The following is a 19,428-nucleotide window of genomic DNA, read 5'->3' on the forward strand; positions in this document are numbered from 1 at the left end:
GAGACGAACTGCTGCAGCTGCTGGTGGTCCACGCCCAGGCGATCGGCCATCGGCTGCATCGACTTGCGCTTGCCGTCCAACATCAGCCCACGCAGGTACAGCTCGCCCTTGGCCCGCTGATCGCGCCGGGCCAGAGAACCGAGCATCTCGGCGGCGAAGGCCTCCAGGCGCGGCCGGACCTCTTCCATCTCCTCAGGTGTCACACCTGAAAGAAGATCACAACCCATCCAACGAGGATCACTTGGGGCACCTAACAAAGCCCTACTAAGAGTGCGGAACGTGAGCTCTTGTCCGTTTCGTGGTTGAGGTTGTGGAAGGACTGCTGGTCGCGGGTGGGGGGTGGCCCTCAGGTATCGGGGCGGGCGAACAAGCCGGGTTCGGGTTCGATGAGGATGCCCCTGCTGACCAGGCGTTTCAGTTTGGAGCGGATGCCTTCGGTGTTCTTCGGGAGGATCGGCAGGTCGAGGGCCTGGCAGAGGTCGCGGGCGCGCATCGGTCGGCCCGCGTCGGCCAGGGCAGTGAGGATCTGCTGGTAGGCGGGGTGGTCCGGGATGTCGGGGCGGTCCGGCTCGGTGGCGGGTGAGGCGAGCGGGAGAGTGAGGAGGGTCTTGCGGGTGATGCGCAGGTTCTCGCTCTCCGCGTCGAGTTCGCCGAGCTGTCGGGTGAGTTCCTCGATGCGGGCCCGGAACTGCCCGGTCTGGTCGGCCAGTTCGCGCTCGCGGGTTTCGATGTGTTCCAGGATGGCTTTGACGTGTGGGTTCTCGCTCATGAGGCCCTCCAGGAGGCGATGGTGGCTCCGGTGAGGCGGCGGCTCATGACGGAGGTCATCGCCCACAGAACGCGGGAGCGGGAGGAGGCGGGCCGGTGTTCGTAGTCGCGTACGAGGCGGCGGTAGAACATCAGGATCCCGTTCGTCTGCTCCACGATCCACCGCTTGGCCTGCGGAACGAAGCCCTTGTCGTCCGGGTTGCGCTCGACGATCTCGACGTCGATGCCCACGTTCGTGCCGTGCTCGACGACCGTCTTCTTGAAGCCCTGGTCGACCAGGGCCTTCTTCACCGTTTCGCACTGCTCGGCGACACCGTCCAGCAGGGCGATGCCGGCGGCGTTCTCGTGCGCGGAGGCGGGCAGGACGACGCAGTCAATGACGAGGCCCAACACGTCTACGGCCAGGCATCTCTTCCTGCCCGGCACCTTCTTCGCGGCATCCCGGCCCGTCGTCGTGGCCGGGACTCCGACGGAGGCGTGGATGCTCTGCGTGTCCAGGACCACCAGGCTCGGGTCGGCTAATCGCTTCCGCTTCTCCCGCAACTGCCAGCGCAGCAGGTCGTGAATGTCCTGGTCGGTGCCCTCGTCACGCCAGAGGTAGAAGTAGTACTTCACCGCTCCGGGCGGGGGCATGTCATGGGGCAGGAACTCCCACTGACAGCCTGTGCGGTTCTGGTAGAGGATCGCGTTCACGATCTCCCGCATCGCGTACTTCCCCTGATGCCCGCTGACTGACGGATGCCGGGCCTTCCATGCCGTGATCACGGGTTCGACGAGCGCCCACTGCTCATCGGTGAGATCGCTCGGGTACGGCTTGCTCATGCTCATGCCACAACCCAAGCGAACCCCGAATGTCTGACCGGCGACGATGCCCCAACCTCACACCATCGAGCGATGACAAGACCGACAGAACGCCACATCCCGCACTCTAAGGGCGGTCATTTGGAGCCCTCGGACAACACACTTCTGCAGGCCGTCGGCCGCGAACTCGCCGAGGAGACCGGCATCCCGCCCCATATGGTCACTCACACGGCGAGACCCCGCTCCACATCGACATCCACCCCATCGACGCCAACCCCGCCAAGAACGAGCCCGCCCACCAGCTTCGACTTCCGGTTCCTCTTCCGCACCACCGCTGACATTGGCGGACTACAGACCGAAGAAGTCTCCGACGCCGCCTGGCGCCACGTCGACGAGATCACCGACCCGAAGCTCCGGGACCGCATCTCAGCTGTGGACTCTTCGACGCCAGGATGAGCGGCGGCCAGTTGAGCCTCGCCGAACCGCCAGCCCACGCGTCATCGACGGCCGCGGCACCCTCAATGCCGACACCTGGCGCGAAGCTGGGTGGGCCTTCCGCGCCCTCGGACGCCCCTGAGCCGGACGGACCCTTGTCGCCCGGCCCGTGCCCCTCCGCAATCGGCGCACGCGGCCGGGGACACGCAAGAGCATCCAACAGCTTCCTGGCGATCATGGAAGGGATGGCACACTAATGGGCCCAACTTGCCCATAGTGCCTCGGAGATGACCTGATGAACGCCACTCCCGCCGCCGACGCCCAGGGAGCCGCAGAAGCCGCGGAACGTTCCGGCGGCTGCCTGTGCGGCCGCGTCCGCTTCACCACCCGGGGGCCGGCCGTCTTCCCCCGCACCTGCGCCTGCGGGCACTGCCAAAAGCTCGGCGGCACCCCCGTGATGTGGTGGGTGGGATTCGAGACGGTCACTTGGACCGGCGAGAGCGAGCCGACCTGGTACGAGACCTTCAAGGGCGAGGCGAAGCGCGGCTTCTGCCCGACTTGTGGCAGCCGCGTCGCGGCGATCGACAGCGGCATCCCGGAGATCGGCATCAACGTCACCGCCCTCGACGACACCTGCGGCACAGACCTCGTGCCCATCCACGCGTCCTTTACCGACAACGCCGTGCGCTGGCTGCCTCCGGTGCCGGAGACCGAGCCCAGCGCGGCTGGTTGACGCTCAATCAGGGCGACTTCAGAAAAGCGCTGGACTACTTCCCAGAGGCATTCGGGCCGTCGAAACCTGACGAGAAGAAGACGAACGACCACATCCCAAGATTTTGAGAATTGCGGGCCGCTCCGAAGGATCTGGGCGAGTGCAACATCGGGGCATCAGCGAGGAACTGAGAACCGCCCGCCACATGCTCCTCCGCATCGGGAACGTGCTCGGCGACGAGAACACACACAGGTTCATCAATTTCATCGAAGCGGCCTACCTCGCGCCGGTGAACGAGGCACAGTCGACCTGACACGAGCTGCTCGTCCGAACCGTTGGTGGTCGTCCCACTCCTTCGACAACCACCACAGCACGCCACCACGCAGAGGAGGCACAAGATGTGAACACATGGACTTGACAGGGAACTGTGCTCCTGCCCCCACTGCGCCCGCCTGTCCGGCGGACCGCTCACGGGATGGGTCGGATTTCTCCGAAGCGCCTTGGCGGGAGGCCGGGGCGCGGGAAGAGGTGAAGCTCCTGGTGGATGGGTTGTCGGCCGAGATCAACCTGTCCGCCCGGAGCTTCGTGTGCTTGTCCACCTGCCAGGACTCGCTCCGTCCTGGCAGGCTTTGCGGTTCCTCGCGAGACTGTTGTCCGCCCGGCGCAGGGATCGCGGGACGCGGTGGCACCGGCTCTCGGTGGATCGGCAGCAGCACACTGCACGTCCTGCCCGAAGCGCAGGGCATCGCGCCGGCCGTTGCGGTCTCCGGCGCGAACGTGCACGACAGCCGGAGGTTCAGGCCGCTGCTCCTGGGCATCCCTGCCATGTGCTCCCGGCGCGGGGGATACGACGACGGCGACCGGTCAAGATGCACGCCGACAAGGCGTACTTCTCCGCCGAACACCTCGCCCGGCGCCAGTCGCGAGGCCTCATCCCGCGCATCCCTCGCCCGCTTGCCGGGCCGGCGTTCATCAAGACCGGTGCGTCGGCCGAGGAGGTCGCCGCGTTCCGGGACGGCGGAGTCTGCGGCCGCCTACCAGGGCCGTTGCGGCCCCGAGTGCCGTGCCCAGAGCCAGACCGGACACGAGCCCGGGGTGGTGGGAGAGCCACATTTGCGGAGCGCGGTCGTGGGCCTGGTCATCGAAGGTCCCGTGGGCGCCGTGGTCGTGCCCGTCGGCGCCGTCGACGGGACGCCACAGATTGTGCGGACGATGGGGGTTATCCGGTTCGGCGGTCTGCTGCGAGTCGAAGCCGGTGCGGGCCAGGTACTGGTCGAGGAGTCCGGGTGCGATCTTGTTCGCGAGGATCGTCACGGCGGTGGAAGCGCCGACGTAGTACTGCTTGCGCCTGGGATGGTCCGCGGCGTACAGCACGCTCCGGGCTGCCACTTCGGGCTGGTAGATCGGCGGGACCGGCTGCGGGCGGCGTGGCAGACGGGACAGTACCCAGGAGAACTGCGGGGTGTTCACCGCGGGCATCTGCGCCACAGTGATGCGCACACTACTGCCGCTGTGCATCAGTTCGGTGCGCACTGAGGAGGTGAAGCCGTTCACGGCGTGTTTGGCGCCGCAGTAGGCCGACTGCAGTGGGATGGCGCGTGAGCCGAGGGCGGATCCGACCTGGACGATGGTGCCGTGGTCGGCCGGCAGCATCCGCGCCAGTGCGGTCCGGGTGCCGTTCACGAAGCCGAGATAGGTCACCTGTGTGACGCGTTCGTACTCCTGCGGGCTGATTTCGGTGAAGGGCGCGAAGACCGAGGCGAAGGCGACGTTGACCCACACGTCGATCAGCCCGAACGCCTCCTGCGCGGCGTCCGCCGCGGCCTCGATCTGCTGGTGGTCCGCCGTGTCTGCCGGTACGGCCAGCGCCCGGCCGCCTGCCGCCTCGACTTCGCGTGCCGCCGCGTCCAGGCATGCCTGCCCGCGGGCGACCAGTACGACGTCCGCGCCGCGCGCGGCGAACAGCCGGGCGGTGGCCCGGCCGATCCCGGCGCTCGCTCCGGTGATGACGACGGTCTGCTTCATGGTGTCCTCTCTGTCCTGTCCGAGCGCTGGACGGTCCGCCAGGGGGCGGCCAGCCGGGTCGAGGTCTCCAGCAGCAGGGCGTGGACGAATGCCTGGGGCAGGTTGCCGCGCAGTTGCCGTGGAGCGATGTCGTATTCCTCCGCGTACAGGCCGGGGGATCTGCAGGCGGCGCGGTTGCGTTCGAACCAGCAGCGCAGCGCGGCGGCCTCATGGCCTTGTTGGTGTTCGGCCAGGGCCATCACGTAGCCGCACAGCAGAAAGGCGCCCTCGGCGACCTCGAGAGGCCGCTCGTCGTGGCGGAACCGATAGGCGTAGTAGTCGTTCGTGAGGTCCCGGCTGTACGCGTGCTGGGTGTGTACGGTGCGCGGGCCGGCGGCGGGCAGCGCGCCGCGCAGGGGTGGCAGCAGCAGTGCGGCGTCCACGGCCGGGACCTGTGGGGACCGCTGCCAGCGACCGGAAGGGTGCAGGCTGGTGGCCGAAGTGTCGGCAACGACCGCGTCGGCCAGGCCTGCCCACTGGGCCGCGCGGTTGGCCGACGGCACGGCGTCTGCGACAGCGCGCAGGCCCGCGGCGCAGATCAGCCGACTGTGGGTCCAGGCGCGGTTGTCCAGTTCCCAGATCCCGGCGTCGGCTTCGCATCGGCGGTGGGAGATGGCGTCGGCGGCGATCTCCGCGGCCCGCCAGGAGTCGGCGTCCAGGCGGCCGTGCCGGTGCGCGGCGGCGAAGAGCAGCAGCGCCTCACCGAACACGTCGAGCTGGAACTGCCGGTTGACCCAATTGCCGACCCGGTCGTATCCGCCGGGGAAGCCCGGTAGGTCCAGCGTGCGCTGGTCGGGCACCGGGCCGCCCGCAGCCGTGTACGCCGGGGCGAGCCGGGGGCCGTGCTCGTGCAGCCGGGCGGAGACGAAACGCACCGCGTGGTCCAGCAACGGATGCGGGCCGGCGGCGGCTACGGCTTGGCCGGCGTAGCACTGGTCGCGGATCCGCAAGGCCACGAAGCGGGAGCAGATGCGCTTGAAGCCGGAGCGGCCGGTGCCGGGCCGGGAGCCTTCCCGCCACTGCACCCCTCGTGCGGCCTTCCGGCCCGCCGCGATGACCAGCTGTTTCACCGACTGCGGCTTGTCGGGGTACTTCTCCACCGGCGGGCGTCCGGTCCCGGAGTACGGCTCGGCCACCGGCACCGCCTCGCCGGGCTGGGCCGACAGCGTGGTGGAGATTCCCACCACGTGGTGCAGGCCGCGGGCCTGCAGTCCGTGCCGGAACGCGGCAGCGTCGCCGTATCCGGCATCCGCGACGGCCAGCGGCACCTCGATCCCCCACGAGCGGGTCTCATCGAGCATGTCCAGGGCCAGCTGCCACTTCTCCACTGCATGCCTCCCTCACGAGGCTGGTTGCACCACCTCTAAGATCGACCAGGTGAGACGATCCGCCACCAGTTCCGCATGACCTACGAGCCGGACCTGCCCAACCTGCGCCAGGTCCACCTGATGCACGAGGAACTCTTCGACGAGCTCGCGCTCAAGGGTTTCAAGGTCTCTGCGGGGCAGCTCGGCGAGAACATCACCACGCGCGGGGTGGACCTGTTGGGCCTGCCCACCGGCACTCTGCTCCATCTCGGAGAGCGGGCCGTGCTCGAGGTGACGGGACTGCGTAACCCGTGCTCGAAGATCAACGACTTCCATAAGGGACTGCTCGGTGAGGTCTTCACCATGGACTCCGTGTCCGGCGAGTTCACATTCAAGTCTGGCGTCATGGCTGTGGTCCGTCGTGGAGGGGTCGTCCGCCCCGACGATTCCATCCAGGTCGAAACCCCGCCCCTTCCCCACCGCTCGCTGGAACGGGTCTAGGTTCTCGTTCCGTGGGCATCGGCGTGCCCGAACGAGGATGGCGGCGAGGTGGAGTGCGGCCTGGTAGGCGATGGCGAGCTTGTCTGTCCGCATGGCCAGGCCGCGCCACTGCTTGATCCGGTCGATGCATCGCTCGACCGCGTTGCGCTGCTTGTATGCCTCGGCGTCGAAAGTCGGTGGGCGACCGCCGGCACTGCCTTGCCGCAGTCGGTGACGGACCTGGTCGGAGGGCTGAGGGCGGACCGGATCGGCTGGCATCAGCGGCTCGATCCTGTCCCACATCGCATCAGTAGCCACTATCCGGACGGGCACATCCGATCAACTGATGAGCAGATCAAGGAGGCACGCTCCAGGCCCTGAGCAACGTCGGTCATTCGCCGGATTTCGGTGAAGTCTCGCGTGCAGTGGGCGTGATCGTCCGCTTTTCCTCGTGTCTTGGATTACTTGCCTCGGCCCGTGACGAAGTCACGTGCCCGGTCGACGAGGCCAAGGCCAGGCGCGAGCAGCTTGTTTCCGGGCGGGCTGGTGGGGGGCTGGGGTGAGGGCGTGTGGGGGTGAGTTTCTTCGCGGTGCGGATCTTGTCTCCGAGGTCGTTCAGGTCACTGGGGGAGCATGCGGCGCCCAGCTGGACGAAAAGGTTGTCCTCCTCGTCCGCGACGTGATGCTTGACCTCAGTCCTCAGCTTGAGGACCAGCACGTTGAAGTCAGGATCGTCGGCAGCCCGTTTCTCGAGGTCTTTGAGCAGCTCCTCGACGCGGCCGTGGTCAGCGATCTCCTTGTCGGCGAGCGCATCCCCACCGTCAAGGTACTTGCGCACCGCCGGGTAAAGGTACTGCTCCTCAGCCACGGAGTGGCGGACGAGTTCGATGGTCAGCTGATCGACCAGTCGCTTACGCTCGCCGCTGCCGGGAGCCACCTCCTCGATCTGCTCGAAGAGGTCGTCCACCTCGTGGTGGTCCGCAGTCAGCTCGTCGATGACGTCTCCACCGTGTCCCATGAGTGGTACCGCCTTCCGGTGACGCGATGCGACCGGGCTGTCCGGACACCACAGGACGAGTTCCCGGTACGCGCAACGGCTGAATCCACATCTGCACGGATTTAGGCCGGACGCGCCCTCAAGCCTCGTGCAGCGCCCCGTCAGGCAAAGGAAAAGCTTGCTCTCGGTCCGGATTACGTTGACTCCGGCTACGTCCTGGACGAGATCGGGGAGGCTCGGAACATCAAGCAACTCCGCCGACGGGCATACCGGATCACGGAGCTACCAGGGCTCCGTCAGGTGCGCCTGTACGACGCTCGGGCGTCCTGCTTCACGTACCTGGCCAACAAGGGCGTGCCGGACCACCTGTTGGCTCGGCGGGCGGGACACACGAACGTCAAGACTACGAAGAAGTGGTACGTCAAGCCGGGTGTGGAGGATCTTCGTGGAGCTGCCACAGTGTGGGGCGGACTGCAGGGGTCCGGAGAGGGACAGACCGCGCGGTCGTGAGAGATTGTGAGATATGGGAGCGTGGGCGGGTGAGTGAGACGACGACTGAAACCCTGCAATACCGCTTTGACGGGCCAGAAGACGCACCGGTCCTGGTCCTGGGCCCCTATCTCGGTACCACATGGCACATGTGGGACCGGCAGATACCGGAGCTCACCCAGCACTGGAGAGTCCTCCGTTTCGACCTTCCCGGCCACGGCGGTGCCTCCGCCCGCCCGGCCTCCGCCGTCACCGAGCTCTCCGACCGGCTGCTGGCCACCCTCGACGGACTCGGCGTCCAGCGCTTCGGGTACGCGGGCTGCTCCATCGGCGGCGCGATCGGCGCCGACCTCGCACTGCGCCACCCGCACCGGGTCGCCTCGCTCGCCCTGATCGCCGCCTCGCCCCGGTTCGGCAGCGCCGACGAGTTCCGCCAGCGCGGGGTGGTCGTCCGCACCAACGGTCTGGAGCCGATGGCCCGGACCGCACCGGAGCGCTGGTTCACCCCCGGTTTCGCCGCCGCCCAGCCGGCCATCGTCGAGTGGGCCGTCCAGATGGTCCGCACCACCGACCCCGGCTGCTACATCGCCGCCTGCGAAGCCCTCGCCGCCTTCGACATCCGCGCTGAACTCGGGCGCATCACCGTCCCGACCCTCGTCCTGGTCGGTGCCGAGGACCAGGTGACCGGGCCGGGCGACGCCCGCACCCTGGTCGCGGGCATACCGGATGCCCGGCTCGCCCTCGTCCCCGGCGCCTCGCACCTCGCTCCGGTCGAGCAGCCCGGAGCCGTCACCGATCTGCTCCTGACCCATTTCTCCACGGCCTGGCAGGACACCCTCGCCGCCATCCCCGTACCGCCGCATACCCCGCAGCTCTCCGCCCCCGTGCTGCCCGTCGCGGAGATCACCGCCGCCACCGCGCAGCCCGAGACCGGGACCACCGGACGCGCCGACCCGTACGAGCTCGGCATGAAGATGCGCCGCGAGGTGCTGGGCGACGCCCATGTGGACCGGTCGATGGCTGCCGCCGACGACTTCACCGGTGACTTCCAGGAGCTGGTCACGCGCTACGCCTGGGGCGAGGTGTGGAACCGGGAGGGCCTGGACCGCCGCACCCGCAGCTGTGTCACGCTCACCGCGCTGGTCGCCTCCGGCCGGCTGGAGAGTCTGGCCGCGCACGTCAGGGCCGCGCTGCGCAACGGCCTCGCCCCGGCCGAGATCAAGGAGGTGCTGATGCAGACCGCCGTGTACTGCGGCGTACCGGCCGCGAGCGCCGCCTTCTCGATCGCCCAGACCGTGATTCAAGAAGAAACGACGCCCCGTCCGTAGCAGGATGGGGCCATGAACCCCGTGCACCTGAAACTGACCAAGAAGACGCACTCCTGCATCCGCCTGGAGAAGGACGGGCAGACGCTCGTCATCGACCCGGGCGGCTTCTCGGAGCAGGACGCCGCCGTCGGCGCCGACGCGCTGCTGGTGACGCACGAGCACCCCGACCACTTCGACGAGGAGCGGCTGCGCGCCGGCATGGAGGCCAACCCGGCCGCCGAGATCTGGACCCTGCGCAGCGTCGCCGACCGGCTCGCCGCGGCCTTCCCCGGCCGTGTCCACACCGTCGGATACGGCGACACCTTCTCCGCCGCGGGTTTCGACGTACAGGTGCACGGCGAACTGCACGCGGTGATCCATCCGGACATCCCGCGGATCACCAACATCGGCTTCCTGGTGGACGGTTCCGTCTTCCACCCGGGCGACGCCCTCACCGTCCCCGACCGGCCGGTCGACACACTGATGCTTCCGGTGATGGCCCCCTGGAACAAGATCTCGGAGGTCATCGACTACGTACGCGAGGTCGCGCCGCGCCGCGCCATCGACATCCACGACGCGCTGCTCACCGATCTGGCCCGCCCGATCTACGACACCCAGATCGGCAGCCTCGGCGGTACCGACCACGGCTGGCTGACCCCGGGGGACTCGACCGACCTGTGACCGCCACCGGTCCGGCGACTGTCAGTGGGAGCGGCTAGGTTTACGTACATGCGCATCGCCACCTGGAACGTCAATTCGATCACCGCCCGGCTCCCGAGGCTGCTGGCCTGGCTGGAGCGCACCGGCACGGATGTGCTGTGCATCCAGGAGACCAAGTGCACCGCCGAACAGTTCCCGGCGGACGCGCTCCGCGAGCTCGGCTATGAATCCGCGGTCAACGCCACGGGCCGGTGGAACGGGGTCGCGCTGGTTTCCCGGGCCGGCCTGGCCGACGTCGTCAAGGGGCTGCCCGACGGCCCCGGGTACGAAGGAGTGGAGGAGCCCCGGGCGATCTCCGCGACCTGCGGTCCGGTCCGTGTCTGGTCGGTGTACGTGCCCAACGGCCGCGAGATCGAGCACGCGCACTACGCGTACAAGCTGCGCTGGTTCGAGGCCCTGCAGAAGGCCGTCGCGGCGGACGCCGCCGGTTCGCAGCCCTTCGCGGTCCTGGGCGACTTCAACGTGGCCCCGACCGACGAGGACGTATGGGATCCGGCGCTGTTCGAGGGCGCGACCCATGTCACGCCCGCCGAGCGGGCCGCGCTCGCCGCGCTGCGCCAGGAGGGGCTGTCCGACGTCATGCCCCGCCCGCTGAAGTACGACCGTCCTTACACCTTCTGGGACTACCGGGAGCTGCGCTTCCCGAAGAACAAGGGCATGCGGATCGACCTCGTCTACGGCAACGCGCCCTTCGTCACGGCGGTCGAGGACAGCTATGTGGACCGCGAGGAGCGCAAGGGCAAGGGCGCGTCCGACCACGCCCCGGTGGTCGTGGACCTGAATCTGTGACGGCTCGCCCCGTCGGGGCTCACTTCTGCGGAGCCCCGGCGCGGACGGCGTCCAGCACCTGACGCCTGGACGGATTCACCATGGGTCTGCCCGCCACGGTGACCGTCGGCACGGTCTCGTTCCCGTCCGCCACGGACCGGACGAATGCCGCCGCCTCGGGGTCGCGCCAGATGTTCACCTCGGTGTACCGCAACTTGGTGAGCCGCAGTTGCAGGCGCAGCTTCATGCAGTACGGGCAGCCGGGCCGCCAGTAGACGACCATGCCCTCGCGGTCCTCGGTCACCGGATCCCCCTGTTCGCGTGTGTGCGGCAGAGTCTAAGGGCTGTCGCGTCATCCGTGGTGGATCAGCGTGTGGCGTCGGATGCGGTGCAGCGCAAGGCGAAGGGGCGTCCGCATCCATGGCGGAGCCCGTTGCACGGCGTCGTTGTCAGTGGCCGCCGATACGGTGGTCCGTGTCCTATCCCGCTTGCTGGCTGCTTGCTGTGACCAGGACGGCCCCGCCCGTTCAGCGCCGGGCGGGGCTTCATCCATCGGCGGTCACACCGCGGGAATTCCGTCCCGACCGCGGTCGACGGCCCGGCGCGTGCCCAGTGATGCCCAGGCGGTGCCCAGCGCCAGGACCATCAGCAGCGCGCTCACCCACAGCGGCGACCGGAAGCCGAGTCCCGCACCGATCGCGAGCCCGCCGAACCAGGGGCCGAGCGCACCGCCCACATTGAACGCGGCCGTGGCGAACGAGCCGGACAGGGTCGGTGCGTCGGCTGCCAGCCGGAACACCCACGAGATCAGCGCCGTCCCGGTGCCGAAGGCGAGCATCCCCTGGACGAAGACGAGCGTGATCGTCGCGAACGGGCTCCCCGCGCTCAGCGCGAACCCGATCCAGCCGGCGGCGAGCGAGACCAGGCCGGCCGTGGTGAGGGCGAGGGGCCGTGCGTCGACGAGCCGGCCCGCGGCGGTGACCCCGACGAACGAACCCAGACCGAACAGCGCCAGGAGGGCGGGCACCCAGGCGTCCCCGAGCCCGGTGACATGAGTGGCGAGCGGTTCGAAGTAGGAGAACGCGCAGAACGTCGCCCCCTGGACGAGGGCGCTCGTCAGCAGGGTGAGCAGCAGTCGTGGACGGGCCAGCGTCCGCAGTTCGACGCCCGCGCGTGCGGGTACGGCCTTCGGCCGTACCCCCGGAATCGTCCGGGCGATCACGACGACGGCCGGTACGGAGACGAGGGCCACGGCCCAGAATGCCGACCGCCACCCCCAGTGCCCGCCCAGCGCCGCACCGGCGGGCACTCCGGCCACACAGGCGATGGTGACGCCCCCGACCACCACGGACGTGGCGCGTGCTCGGGCCTCCGGGCCGACCATGGAGACCGCGGTCACCAGCGCCACGGCCCAGAAGCCGGCGTTCGCCAGCGCCCCGACCACCCGGGTCGCGAGCAGCACCCCGTAGCCGGGGGTGAGCGCGCCGACGGCATGAACGGCGCTGAAGACACAGAGGAAGAACAACAGCGCGCGGCGGCGCGGCCAGGTGCGGCTGAAGAGCGCCATCATTGGCGCCCCGACGATCATCCCGACCGCGAAGGCCGAGGTCAGCAGCCCCGCTGCCGGAATGGATACGTGGAGGTCGGCGGCAATGTCCGAGACGAGACCGGACAACATGAACTCGGATGTGCCCTGGGCGAAGACGGCGAGCCCGAGCGCGTACACAGCGAATGGCATGAGGAACCCCATGGACGGCTGATGGATGGACCGGACAGGGGTGTGGGCCGCGCCCGAACGTGATGACGAGCGGCAACGCGGAAGAACGTCCATGGTGGTCATGAACGGAACCCGGCAACACGGCAGGCGCCGGAGACGGAGAATCCGCACACGGATGTGTCACGTGCGCGTACGGGAAGACGCAGCCCACACTGCGGTGGTCCGGCGGGGCGGCAGCCGGGCCGAAACGACCTCGCGTCCGGTACTCGACCGTGCGGGATCGGTTCGCCGACGATTCCGGCCACCGGCGGACCGGTGGCTAGTGTCTGTCGGACTCGGGGCTGGACATGATCGCGAAACTACCAGCTCGGATCTTCGGGCTCCACCTGTTTTCCGCCAAGGAGCCCGCCACGGCGGCTCCGAGCCGTGCCCGGACCCGCCGCGTGCGCGGCTGCGCGGGAGCGCGTGACCGTCTGCTGCACCGGGTGGTCGCGGACGGCGCGCGCGTCGGCGCACGGCGGGGGCGCTCGCGTCCGGTTCAGCACTCGAAAGACAGGCCGCGCGCCGTGTGGTGCGCAACATGCCGAGGGTGCGACCCTGAGTGGTATGAACATCCCTTTCCTGGACAACTGGCGTAGGCGTCACGACGGTACGCGAGGGGCGGGCCTCGCCACCGCCGTCGCGGCCGATCCCGAGGGCGTGGCCGAGCTTCTCGCCGAGTGCGAGCTGCTGCGTGTCCGGGCGGGGCAGCGGGGGCTCGAACTCGACGACAGCCCGGCCTCGTTGGCGGCTCTCGACCAGTTGCCGCCGCGCTGGCGCGACGATCCCGAGGAACTGCCCTGGCTCGGCAACGACGCGGGGCTCTACCTCGGCACCGTCCTGGTGCGCAACGTCCCCGGTGCGGTCTGGAGCATCTGGCCGAGCGGGCAGCCCGTCGTGCGGCTCGCCTCGGGGCGGGAGATCGACGTGGTCGAGGCCGGGCTGGACTGGGCGATGGCGGGCAGTCCCGAGCTCTCGCAGGTGTATGCGGAGTCGGCCGAAGGGTAGAGCTTTCAATAAAACCAGATAAGACGCCTTATGCCCCATTTGTGCGTGTCGGAAGTGAAGTCCCTTTTCGCGCTGGATAGTTTGCGCTGACCTCGACATAGCGACAAGTGGGTGGGGCAGCGCATGGCCGTCGATCCGTTGATCGAGCTGCGGGACGTCAACAAGTTCTACGGACAGTTGCACGTACTGCGCGACATCAATCTCACCGTCGGCCGCGGGGAGGTGGTGGTGGTCATCGGCCCCTCCGGCTCCGGTAAATCGACGCTCTGCCGGACCATCAACCGGCTGGAGTCCATCGAGTCGGGTCGGATCGCGATCGACGGCAGACCACTTCCCGAGGAAGGGAAGGGACTGGCCCAGCTCCGTGCCGAAGTGGGCATGGTCTTCCAGTCGTTCAACCTGTTCGCGCACAAGACCGTGCTGGCCAATGTCTCGCTGGCCCAGCTCAAGGTCCGCAAGCGGAAGAAGGACGAGGCCGACCGGCGCTCCCGCGCGCTGTTGGAACGGGTCGGACTCGCCGCGCACGCCGACAAGTTCCCCGCCCAGCTCTCCGGCGGCCAGCAGCAGCGCGTGGCCATCGCCCGCGCCCTCGCCATGGACCCCAAGGCACTGCTCTTCGACGAGCCCACCTCGGCACTCGACCCGGAGATGATCAACGAGGTGCTGGAGGTCATGCAGCAGCTCGCCCGGGACGGCATGACGATGGTCGTCGTCACCCACGAGATGGGCTTCGCCCGCTCCGCCGCCAACCGCGTGGTCTTCATGGCCGACGGTCGCATCGTCGAGGACCGCACTCCCGAGGCGTTCTTCACCGCTCCGGAGAGTGACCGCGCCAAGGACTTCCTGTCCAAGATCCTCAAGCACTGACGGGGGCTCCGTGTTGCGTACGAGAAAGGTCCTGGCCGCCTGCGCCGGTCTCCTGCTGGCCGTGCTCGCAGCCGCCTGCGGCAAGGAGGGCAGCCCGCCGGTGAAGGGCCCGAAGGCCGATCAACTGCCGGTCTACAAGGTCGACACGAACTTCCGGCTGCCCGCATCACCGACCTGGACGAAGGCGAGGAAGCGGGGGTACCTCCGGGTCGGGGCCAAGGAGGACCAGCCCTACCTCGGCGAGAAGGACCCGGCCACCGGCGTCTACTCAGGCTTCGACATCGAGATCGCCAAGATGATGGCGGCCTCGCTCGGCTTCGAGCCGAAGACGATCCGCTTCAGGACCATCGCCTCCGCCAACCGCGAGACGGCGCTGCAGAACGGTCAGATCGACTACTACGTCGGCACCTACACCATCAACGACATGCGCAAGAAGCTCGTCGGCTTCGCCGGTCCCTACTTCATGGCCGGGCAGTCGCTGCTCGTGCGCACCGACGAGCACGACATCCACGGCCCGCAGGACCTGGCCGGCCGGACGGTCTGCTCGGCCGCCGGATCGACCCCGTACCAACGCATCGCCGCCGACTACTCGAAGGCGATCCTGGTCGCCTACGACACCTACTCGATCTGCATCGACAACCTGCTGACCTACCAGGTCGACGCCGTCACCACCGACGACGCGATCCTGCTGGGCTTCGCCGCCAAGGCGCCCAAGGAGCTGAAGGTGGTGGGCAAGCCCTTCTCCCAGGAGCCGTACGGCATCGGCGTGCCGCGCAGCGACAACGCGTTGCGGTTCGCCCTCGACGACGCCCTGGAGGCGAACCAGAGGAACGGCAACTGGAAGAAGGCGTTCGAGGCCACGCTCGGTCTGTCCGGAGCGCCTGCGCCGACCCCGCCGCCCATCGACCGCTACCCGGCGACCTGAGAGGGCGGGGACCGACATGGACGTACTCACGCAGAACTTCTCGCTCTACGGCGAGGGCTTCCTCGGCACGGTCGAGCTGACCGTCTACTCCTCGATCCTGGCCCTGCTCCTCGGCTTCTTCATGGCCTCCTGCCGGGTGGCTCCCGTGGGCTCGCTCCGGGTGCTCGGCACGGTCTGGGTGACGGTGCTGCGCAACACCCCGCTGACGCTGCTCTTCTTCGCCGTCCTGCTCGGACTGCCGCGTTTCGGCCTGGTGCTTCCCTTCAAGGTCTTCGCCGTCCTGGCCCTCGGCTGCTACACCTCCGCGTTCATCTGCGAGGTGCTGCGCTCCGGCATCAACACCGTGCCGACGGGACAGGGCGAGGCGGCCCGCAGTCTCGGCATGACGTTCGGCCAGACGCTCAACCACATCGTGCTGCCACAGGCGTTCCGTTCGGTGATCCCGCCGATCGGCTCGACGCTGATCGCCCTCGCCAAGAACTCGGCGATCGCCGGGGCGTTCAGCGTCACCGAACTGCTCGGCACCTACAAGACCCTCAATGAGCTGGGGTACAGCATCATCTGGACCTTCGTCTGGATCGCCGTCGGCTACCTGATCATCACCCTGTCCATCAGTGCGCTCTTCCACATGATGGAGAAGCGCTGGGGAGTCGCCCGATGACCACGCGTACCCCGCCGTCCGCCACCGCGCTCTACGACATCCCGGGACCGGTCACCCGTAAACGACACCGTCTGTACGGGATCGTCTCGACGGCACTGATCCTCGCGCTGGTGGGCTGGATCGTCTATCTGCTGTTCGACACCGAGCAGTTCACCGCCGCCAAGTGGACCCCCTTCGAGTACAAGGGCATTCAGGAGCTGTTGCTGCGCGGACTGGGCAACACCCTCAAGGCGTTCGCGTACGCCGCGGTGCTCTCCCTCGTGCTCGGGGCGGTGCTCGCCGTCGGACGCCTCTCCGTCCACCGGGCCGTGCGCTGGGTCTCGACGCTCCTGGTCGAGTTCTTCCGGGCGATGCCGGTACTGGTGATGATCTTCTTCATCTTCGTGGCGCTGAAGGTGCAGCCGCTGCCCGCGCTGGTCACCGGTCTGACCCTGTACAACGGCTCGGTGCTGGCCGAGGTGTTCCGTACCGGAATCAACTCGGTGGAGCGGGGCCAGCGCGAGGCCGCGTACGCGCTGGGGCTGCGCAAGACGCAGGTCACCACGTACGTACTGGCACCTCAGGCGGTTCGGGCCATGCTGCCCACGATCATCAGCCAGCTGGTGGTGGCGCTGAAGGACACCTCGCTCGGCTATCTGATCACCTACGAGGAATTCCTCCACGCGGGCAAGCTCATCGCGTCCAACCTCGACTACGATCTTCCCTTCATCCCCGTGGTGATGGTGATCTCGCCGATCTACATCGGGATGTGCATGCTGCTCTCCTGGTTCGCGACCTGGGTGGCGAAACAGGAGCGGCGCAATCCGAAGACGAAGGCCGTGGAGGTCGCACCGGCCGAACCAGGAACGCTGCTGCCGGGAGTGCAGTAGCCGGGATCCGCCGCGAAGCGGTCCCGAGGAGCGGTGCCCGCCCGGCAGCAGCCGGTGATCACTTCTCGCGCAAGGGAACGGACACGTACGACGGGTCTGCCGAGCGCGGGGAGAAGGTCAGCTGCGAGCCGGTCGGGTCGTGCTCGCTGCACGTCGGGTCGACCGTGTCGATCACCAGGGCAGGACGGCGACCGGCCGGGACGTCGTAGGCGGTGGAGAACAGCTCCGGGTCTGCGGGCAACGGCCGACCCGACGTCTGTCCGTGGAAGGTACAGGAGGCGTTGCCGACCAGCTTGCCGAGGCCGAGCGGCCCTTCGTCGCGCAGACGCGCGACGAAGGTGCCGCTCTTCTCGTAGCCGGCCGGTGTGGAGCCTGGCCGGGAAGAGCTGCGCCGCGTGGACGCATGCCAGGGCGGGGTGGGGCATGTCGATGCGTCACGGTCCACTCCCGAGGCCGCGTCCGGGGGCGTCCCGGGTGGGGTGGGGGCCGGGCACACACCCAATGGCGGCATCTGACGGCGGGATAGGGTGCGGCTGAGAAGATTCCGCCCGGTCCACGCGAGCCGCGCCAGGGCCGGACACGGTGGCCGCCCGAGGAGGAGCCGGATGCTGCAGGCGCTGGGGTTGGGCCCGGCCGAAGAGGCCGTCTACACGGCACTCCTGGCCCGCCCGACAGCTTCCGCGCAGGAGCTCGCCCGGCAGACGGGAATCGAGAGGACCGAGACGGCCCGCATGCTTGTCGACCTGGTGGCACGTGGCCTGGTGGCGGTCGTCACCGAGCAAGGGAGCGGGGCACCCGACCCGGCTGCCTGCGGGGCCGGCCTCCAGCCCGCCCGCTACCGGCTCACACCACCCTCGGTGGCGTTGGCCCCGCTCCTCGTCGAGCAGCGCAACGCGCTGCACCGGGCCGAGACCGCGTTCTCGATGCTGACCGAGCAGTACCGCAGTACCGCCGCCCACCCTGCGGGCAGCGTCGTGGAGGTGGTCGTCGGCGTGGAGCAGGTCGCACACCGGTTCCACCAACTGCAGCGCGGCGCCCAGCGGGAGTTGCTGGTCTTCCTCGTCGGCGTGCCCATCGCGGTGCCGCGCGAGGATGCGGACATGTCGGAGAGTTCCGCGCTGGACCGCGGAGTCGACTTCCGGGTCGTGGCTGCCAAGAGCTATCTCGACGGTCCCGACGTGGCGCGGGACGTCCGGGCGGCCATCACGGCGGGCCTCAAGCTTCGCCTGGTCGACTCGCTGCCGTTGAAGATGGTCGTGTCGGACCGGGAGCGTGCCATGGTGCCACTGGACATGGCGGACTCCGGTAGCGAGCCGAGCGCCATCGTGGTGCACCGCAGCGGCCTGCTGACGGCCCTGGTCCACCTCTTCGAGAAGGAGTGGGCCCAGGCCCGGCCGCTGTACAGCACCTCCACGGGTGTACGTGTGGAGCCGGTGACCGATCAGCAGCCGACCGAGGGGGAACTGGAGGTTCTCGCCCTGCTGCTGGCAGGGATCTCCGACCGGCGGGCGGCCTCCCAACTCGGCCTCTCCATACGCACCGTGGAGCGGCGGACGCGCCGTCTGATGGACCTTGCCGGAGCGGATTCGCGCCTGCAACTCGGCTGGCACGCCGCACGTGCGGGCTGGCTCTGACCTCCTCCTCGGCCTGATGGCCGTTCAGTCTCCGGCTGCTGGTGGTCACCCCGCGAGAGTGACCGCCAACTCCTTGCAGATTCCTGCTTCACCGCCGGCCGGTGATCCGGGTCGGAGGCATCCACCGCTGCGGCGGCGCGCGCACCCATGTCGACGGACGACCGAGCGAATCACCGTCGGCTCTCGGCGGTCCCGGGACGAGGAACGAATCGCGAGGGCGGCGGCCTCGACGACGACATCGGCGATCGTGCCGGTGAGCGTCGGCCCCGCGGGCAACACCTCCACCTGTCGGGTCGAGGCCCTACCGGGCCGACGGAGCAGTCGATGTGACCGCGTGACGGAAATCCGACACGTGGGAAACCCGCCACGCACGGCATCCCTACACAATCCCCGTGTCTGCCAGGCTGCAGCCGCAGCAAGGCGTGTTCATGGTTTCAAGTAGGGAGATTCATGCGTTCTGCAACGCGTATAGCTTTGGGCGCGGCGATCGCCGCCGTCCTGGGCGTCACTGCGGTCGCGCCATCCGGGGCGGCCGATTCGCTGCCTGACGGTGCCTCGGGGAAGCGGCCCGTCGTCGGCAGCGGTGCCACGGCATCGGGCGGCAAGCAGGTGTCGGTCACGCTCGTCACCGGCGACAAGGTGCTGGTGACCACGGACGCGTCGGGCCGCAGCTCGGCGGCGGTGCTGCCCCGCGAGGACGGCACGCAGCCAATGGTGCAGACCTACCAGATGGGCAAGGATCTCTACGTCTATCCGGAGGACGCGTCCCGGGCGATCGCCGAGGGCAAGGTCGACGAGCAGCTGTTCAACGTCACTGGGCTCATCCGCCAGGGATACGACGACACGCACACCGACACGCT

Annotated in this window: 19 protein-coding genes and 5 pseudogenes; 14 read left to right on the forward strand and 10 right to left on the reverse strand. The window is 68.6% G+C overall.

The window, feature by feature from the left end; genetic code table 11:
- The 3 genes from ABZ826_RS36220 to ABZ826_RS36230 form a co-directional block, all read right to left on the reverse strand.
- A partial coding sequence (locus ABZ826_RS36220) for a transposase (protein WP_361458434.1) occupies positions 1–188 on the reverse strand: 188 nt, incomplete at its 3' end.
- A 158-nt stretch (positions 189–346) separates the two neighbouring features.
- Entirely contained in the window at positions 347–769 is a 423-nt protein-coding gene (locus ABZ826_RS36225) for a hypothetical protein (protein WP_361458402.1), read from the reverse strand.
- Positions 766–1,596, reverse strand: a complete 831-nt coding sequence (locus tag ABZ826_RS36230) for an IS5 family transposase (protein WP_361458404.1) — start codon at positions 1,594–1,596, stop codon at positions 766–768. Before ABZ826_RS36230 ends, ABZ826_RS36225 begins: the two co-directional genes overlap by 4 nt.
- 66 nt (positions 1,597–1,662) lie before the next feature.
- Here ABZ826_RS36230 and ABZ826_RS36235 point away from each other — a divergent pair, with 66 nt between their 5' ends.
- From ABZ826_RS36235 to ABZ826_RS36245, 3 genes are all read left to right on the forward strand, one after another.
- Entirely contained in the window at positions 1,663–2,025 is a 363-nt protein-coding gene (locus tag ABZ826_RS36235; protein WP_361458406.1) for an NUDIX hydrolase, read from the forward strand.
- Between the two features lie 274 nt (positions 2,026–2,299).
- Complete coding sequence (locus tag ABZ826_RS36240; protein ID WP_361458408.1) at positions 2,300–2,737, forward strand: GFA family protein; 438 nt, start codon at positions 2,300–2,302, stop codon at positions 2,735–2,737.
- A 139-nt stretch (positions 2,738–2,876) separates the two neighbouring features.
- Positions 2,877–3,029, forward strand: coding sequence for a hypothetical protein (locus ABZ826_RS36245; protein ID WP_361458410.1), 153 nt, complete (start codon positions 2,877–2,879; stop codon positions 3,027–3,029).
- 659 nt (positions 3,030–3,688) lie between these two features.
- Here ABZ826_RS36245 and ABZ826_RS36250 read toward each other — a convergent pair.
- Together ABZ826_RS36250 and ABZ826_RS36255 are read right to left on the reverse strand one after the other, a co-directional pair.
- Entirely contained in the window at positions 3,689–4,741 is a 1,053-nt protein-coding gene (locus tag ABZ826_RS36250; RefSeq protein WP_361458412.1) for an SDR family oxidoreductase, read from the reverse strand.
- Complete coding sequence (locus ABZ826_RS36255; RefSeq protein WP_361458414.1) at positions 4,738–6,108, reverse strand: transposase; 1,371 nt, start codon at positions 6,106–6,108, stop codon at positions 4,738–4,740. Before ABZ826_RS36255 ends, ABZ826_RS36250 begins: the two co-directional genes overlap by 4 nt.
- Positions 6,109–6,162: 54 nt before the next feature.
- On the opposite strand from ABZ826_RS36255, the pseudogene ABZ826_RS36260 reads away from it, so the two are divergent.
- Positions 6,163–6,588: pseudogene (locus ABZ826_RS36260) on the forward strand (MOSC domain-containing protein); the annotation flags it as partial.
- Between the two features lie 30 nt (positions 6,589–6,618).
- On the opposite strand, the pseudogene ABZ826_RS36265 reads toward ABZ826_RS36260, so the two are convergent.
- Positions 6,619–6,825, reverse strand: a pseudogene (locus ABZ826_RS36265) (transposase); the annotation flags it as partial.
- A 203-nt stretch (positions 6,826–7,028) separates the two neighbouring features.
- A pseudogene (locus ABZ826_RS36270) lies at positions 7,029–7,585 on the reverse strand (hemerythrin domain-containing protein).
- A gap of 518 nt (positions 7,586–8,103) precedes the next feature.
- Here ABZ826_RS36270 and pcaC point away from each other — a divergent pair.
- The 3 genes from pcaC to ABZ826_RS36285 are packed head-to-tail and all read left to right on the forward strand — an operon-like array spanning position 8,104 to position 10,869.
- Positions 8,104–9,381 (forward strand): 4-carboxymuconolactone decarboxylase, encoded by a 1,278-nt coding sequence (gene pcaC / locus ABZ826_RS36275; protein ID WP_361458416.1) that lies wholly within the window; start codon positions 8,104–8,106, stop codon positions 9,379–9,381.
- Positions 9,382–9,393: 12 nt separating this feature from the next.
- Entirely contained in the window at positions 9,394–10,041 is a 648-nt protein-coding gene (locus tag ABZ826_RS36280) for an MBL fold metallo-hydrolase (RefSeq protein WP_361458418.1), read from the forward strand.
- A 48-nt stretch (positions 10,042–10,089) separates the two neighbouring features.
- Positions 10,090–10,869, forward strand: coding sequence for an exodeoxyribonuclease III (locus tag ABZ826_RS36285; protein WP_361458420.1), 780 nt, complete (start codon positions 10,090–10,092; stop codon positions 10,867–10,869).
- A 19-nt stretch (positions 10,870–10,888) separates the two neighbouring features.
- On the opposite strand, the gene ABZ826_RS36290 is transcribed toward ABZ826_RS36285, so the two are convergent.
- Positions 10,889–11,152 (reverse strand): mycoredoxin, encoded by a 264-nt coding sequence (locus ABZ826_RS36290; RefSeq protein WP_361458422.1) that lies wholly within the window; start codon positions 11,150–11,152, stop codon positions 10,889–10,891.
- Between the two features lie 255 nt (positions 11,153–11,407).
- Complete coding sequence (locus ABZ826_RS36295) at positions 11,408–12,586, reverse strand: Cmx/CmrA family chloramphenicol efflux MFS transporter (protein WP_361458424.1); 1,179 nt, start codon at positions 12,584–12,586, stop codon at positions 11,408–11,410.
- Positions 12,587–13,171: 585 nt separating this feature from the next.
- On the opposite strand from ABZ826_RS36295, the gene ABZ826_RS36300 reads away from it, so the two are divergent.
- From ABZ826_RS36300 to ABZ826_RS36320, 5 genes are all read left to right on the forward strand, one after another.
- Complete coding sequence (locus tag ABZ826_RS36300; protein WP_361458426.1) at positions 13,172–13,612, forward strand: DUF6278 family protein; 441 nt, start codon at positions 13,172–13,174, stop codon at positions 13,610–13,612.
- A gap of 123 nt (positions 13,613–13,735) precedes the next feature.
- Positions 13,736–14,479, forward strand: coding sequence for an amino acid ABC transporter ATP-binding protein (locus tag ABZ826_RS36305; RefSeq protein ID WP_361458436.1), 744 nt, complete (start codon positions 13,736–13,738; stop codon positions 14,477–14,479).
- Between the two features lie 13 nt (positions 14,480–14,492).
- Positions 14,493–15,404, forward strand: coding sequence for a glutamate ABC transporter substrate-binding protein (locus ABZ826_RS36310; protein WP_361458438.1), 912 nt, complete (start codon positions 14,493–14,495; stop codon positions 15,402–15,404).
- A gap of 16 nt (positions 15,405–15,420) precedes the next feature.
- Positions 15,421–16,065, forward strand: coding sequence for an amino acid ABC transporter permease (locus ABZ826_RS36315; RefSeq protein ID WP_361458428.1), 645 nt, complete (start codon positions 15,421–15,423; stop codon positions 16,063–16,065).
- On the forward strand, positions 16,062–16,934 hold the full coding sequence (locus tag ABZ826_RS36320) for an amino acid ABC transporter permease (RefSeq protein WP_361458430.1): 873 nt from the start codon (positions 16,062–16,064) through the stop codon (positions 16,932–16,934). Before ABZ826_RS36315 ends, ABZ826_RS36320 begins: the two co-directional genes overlap by 4 nt.
- Before the next feature lie 58 nt (positions 16,935–16,992).
- On the opposite strand, the pseudogene ABZ826_RS36325 reads toward ABZ826_RS36320, so the two are convergent.
- Positions 16,993–17,286 (reverse strand): annotated as a pseudogene (locus ABZ826_RS36325) (acyl esterase); the annotation flags it as partial.
- 253 nt (positions 17,287–17,539) lie between these two features.
- On the opposite strand from ABZ826_RS36325, the gene ABZ826_RS36330 reads away from it, so the two are divergent.
- A complete protein-coding gene (locus ABZ826_RS36330) occupies positions 17,540–18,568 on the forward strand; it encodes a helix-turn-helix domain-containing protein (protein ID WP_361458432.1) in 1,029 nt (342 codons plus the stop codon).
- Positions 18,569–19,018: 450 nt separating this feature from the next.
- Positions 19,019–19,428, forward strand: a pseudogene (locus ABZ826_RS36335) (peptidase); the annotation flags it as partial.

This window comes from Streptomyces sp. NPDC047515, assembly GCF_040643055.1.
In the GTDB taxonomy this organism is placed as follows: domain Bacteria; phylum Actinomycetota; class Actinomycetes; order Streptomycetales; family Streptomycetaceae; genus Streptomyces.

Excerpts from the sequence above, each read along its gene's own strand:
- ABZ826_RS36225 (WP_361458402.1), bottom strand. The coding sequence starts at position 769 with ATGAGCGAGAACCCACACGTCAAAGCCATCCTGGAACACATCGAAACC.
- ABZ826_RS36230 (WP_361458404.1), bottom strand. The coding sequence starts at position 1,596 with ATGAGCATGAGCAAGCCGTACCCGAGCGATCTCACCGATGAGCAGTGG.
- ABZ826_RS36235 (WP_361458406.1), top strand. The coding sequence starts at position 1,663 with ATGACAAGACCGACAGAACGCCACATCCCGCACTCTAAGGGCGGTCAT.
- ABZ826_RS36240 (WP_361458408.1), top strand. The coding sequence starts at position 2,300 with ATGAACGCCACTCCCGCCGCCGACGCCCAGGGAGCCGCAGAAGCCGCG.
- ABZ826_RS36250 (WP_361458412.1), bottom strand. The coding sequence starts at position 4,741 with ATGAAGCAGACCGTCGTCATCACCGGAGCGAGCGCCGGGATCGGCCGG.
- ABZ826_RS36280 (WP_361458418.1), top strand. The coding sequence starts at position 9,394 with ATGAACCCCGTGCACCTGAAACTGACCAAGAAGACGCACTCCTGCATC.
- ABZ826_RS36285 (WP_361458420.1), top strand. The coding sequence starts at position 10,090 with ATGCGCATCGCCACCTGGAACGTCAATTCGATCACCGCCCGGCTCCCG.
- ABZ826_RS36295 (WP_361458424.1), bottom strand. The coding sequence starts at position 12,586 with ATGCCATTCGCTGTGTACGCGCTCGGGCTCGCCGTCTTCGCCCAGGGC.
- ABZ826_RS36300 (WP_361458426.1), top strand. The coding sequence starts at position 13,172 with ATGAACATCCCTTTCCTGGACAACTGGCGTAGGCGTCACGACGGTACG.
- ABZ826_RS36305 (WP_361458436.1), top strand. The coding sequence starts at position 13,736 with ATGGCCGTCGATCCGTTGATCGAGCTGCGGGACGTCAACAAGTTCTAC.
- ABZ826_RS36315 (WP_361458428.1), top strand. The coding sequence starts at position 15,421 with ATGGACGTACTCACGCAGAACTTCTCGCTCTACGGCGAGGGCTTCCTC.
- ABZ826_RS36320 (WP_361458430.1), top strand. The coding sequence starts at position 16,062 with ATGACCACGCGTACCCCGCCGTCCGCCACCGCGCTCTACGACATCCCG.
- ABZ826_RS36330 (WP_361458432.1), top strand. The coding sequence starts at position 17,540 with ATGCTGCAGGCGCTGGGGTTGGGCCCGGCCGAAGAGGCCGTCTACACG.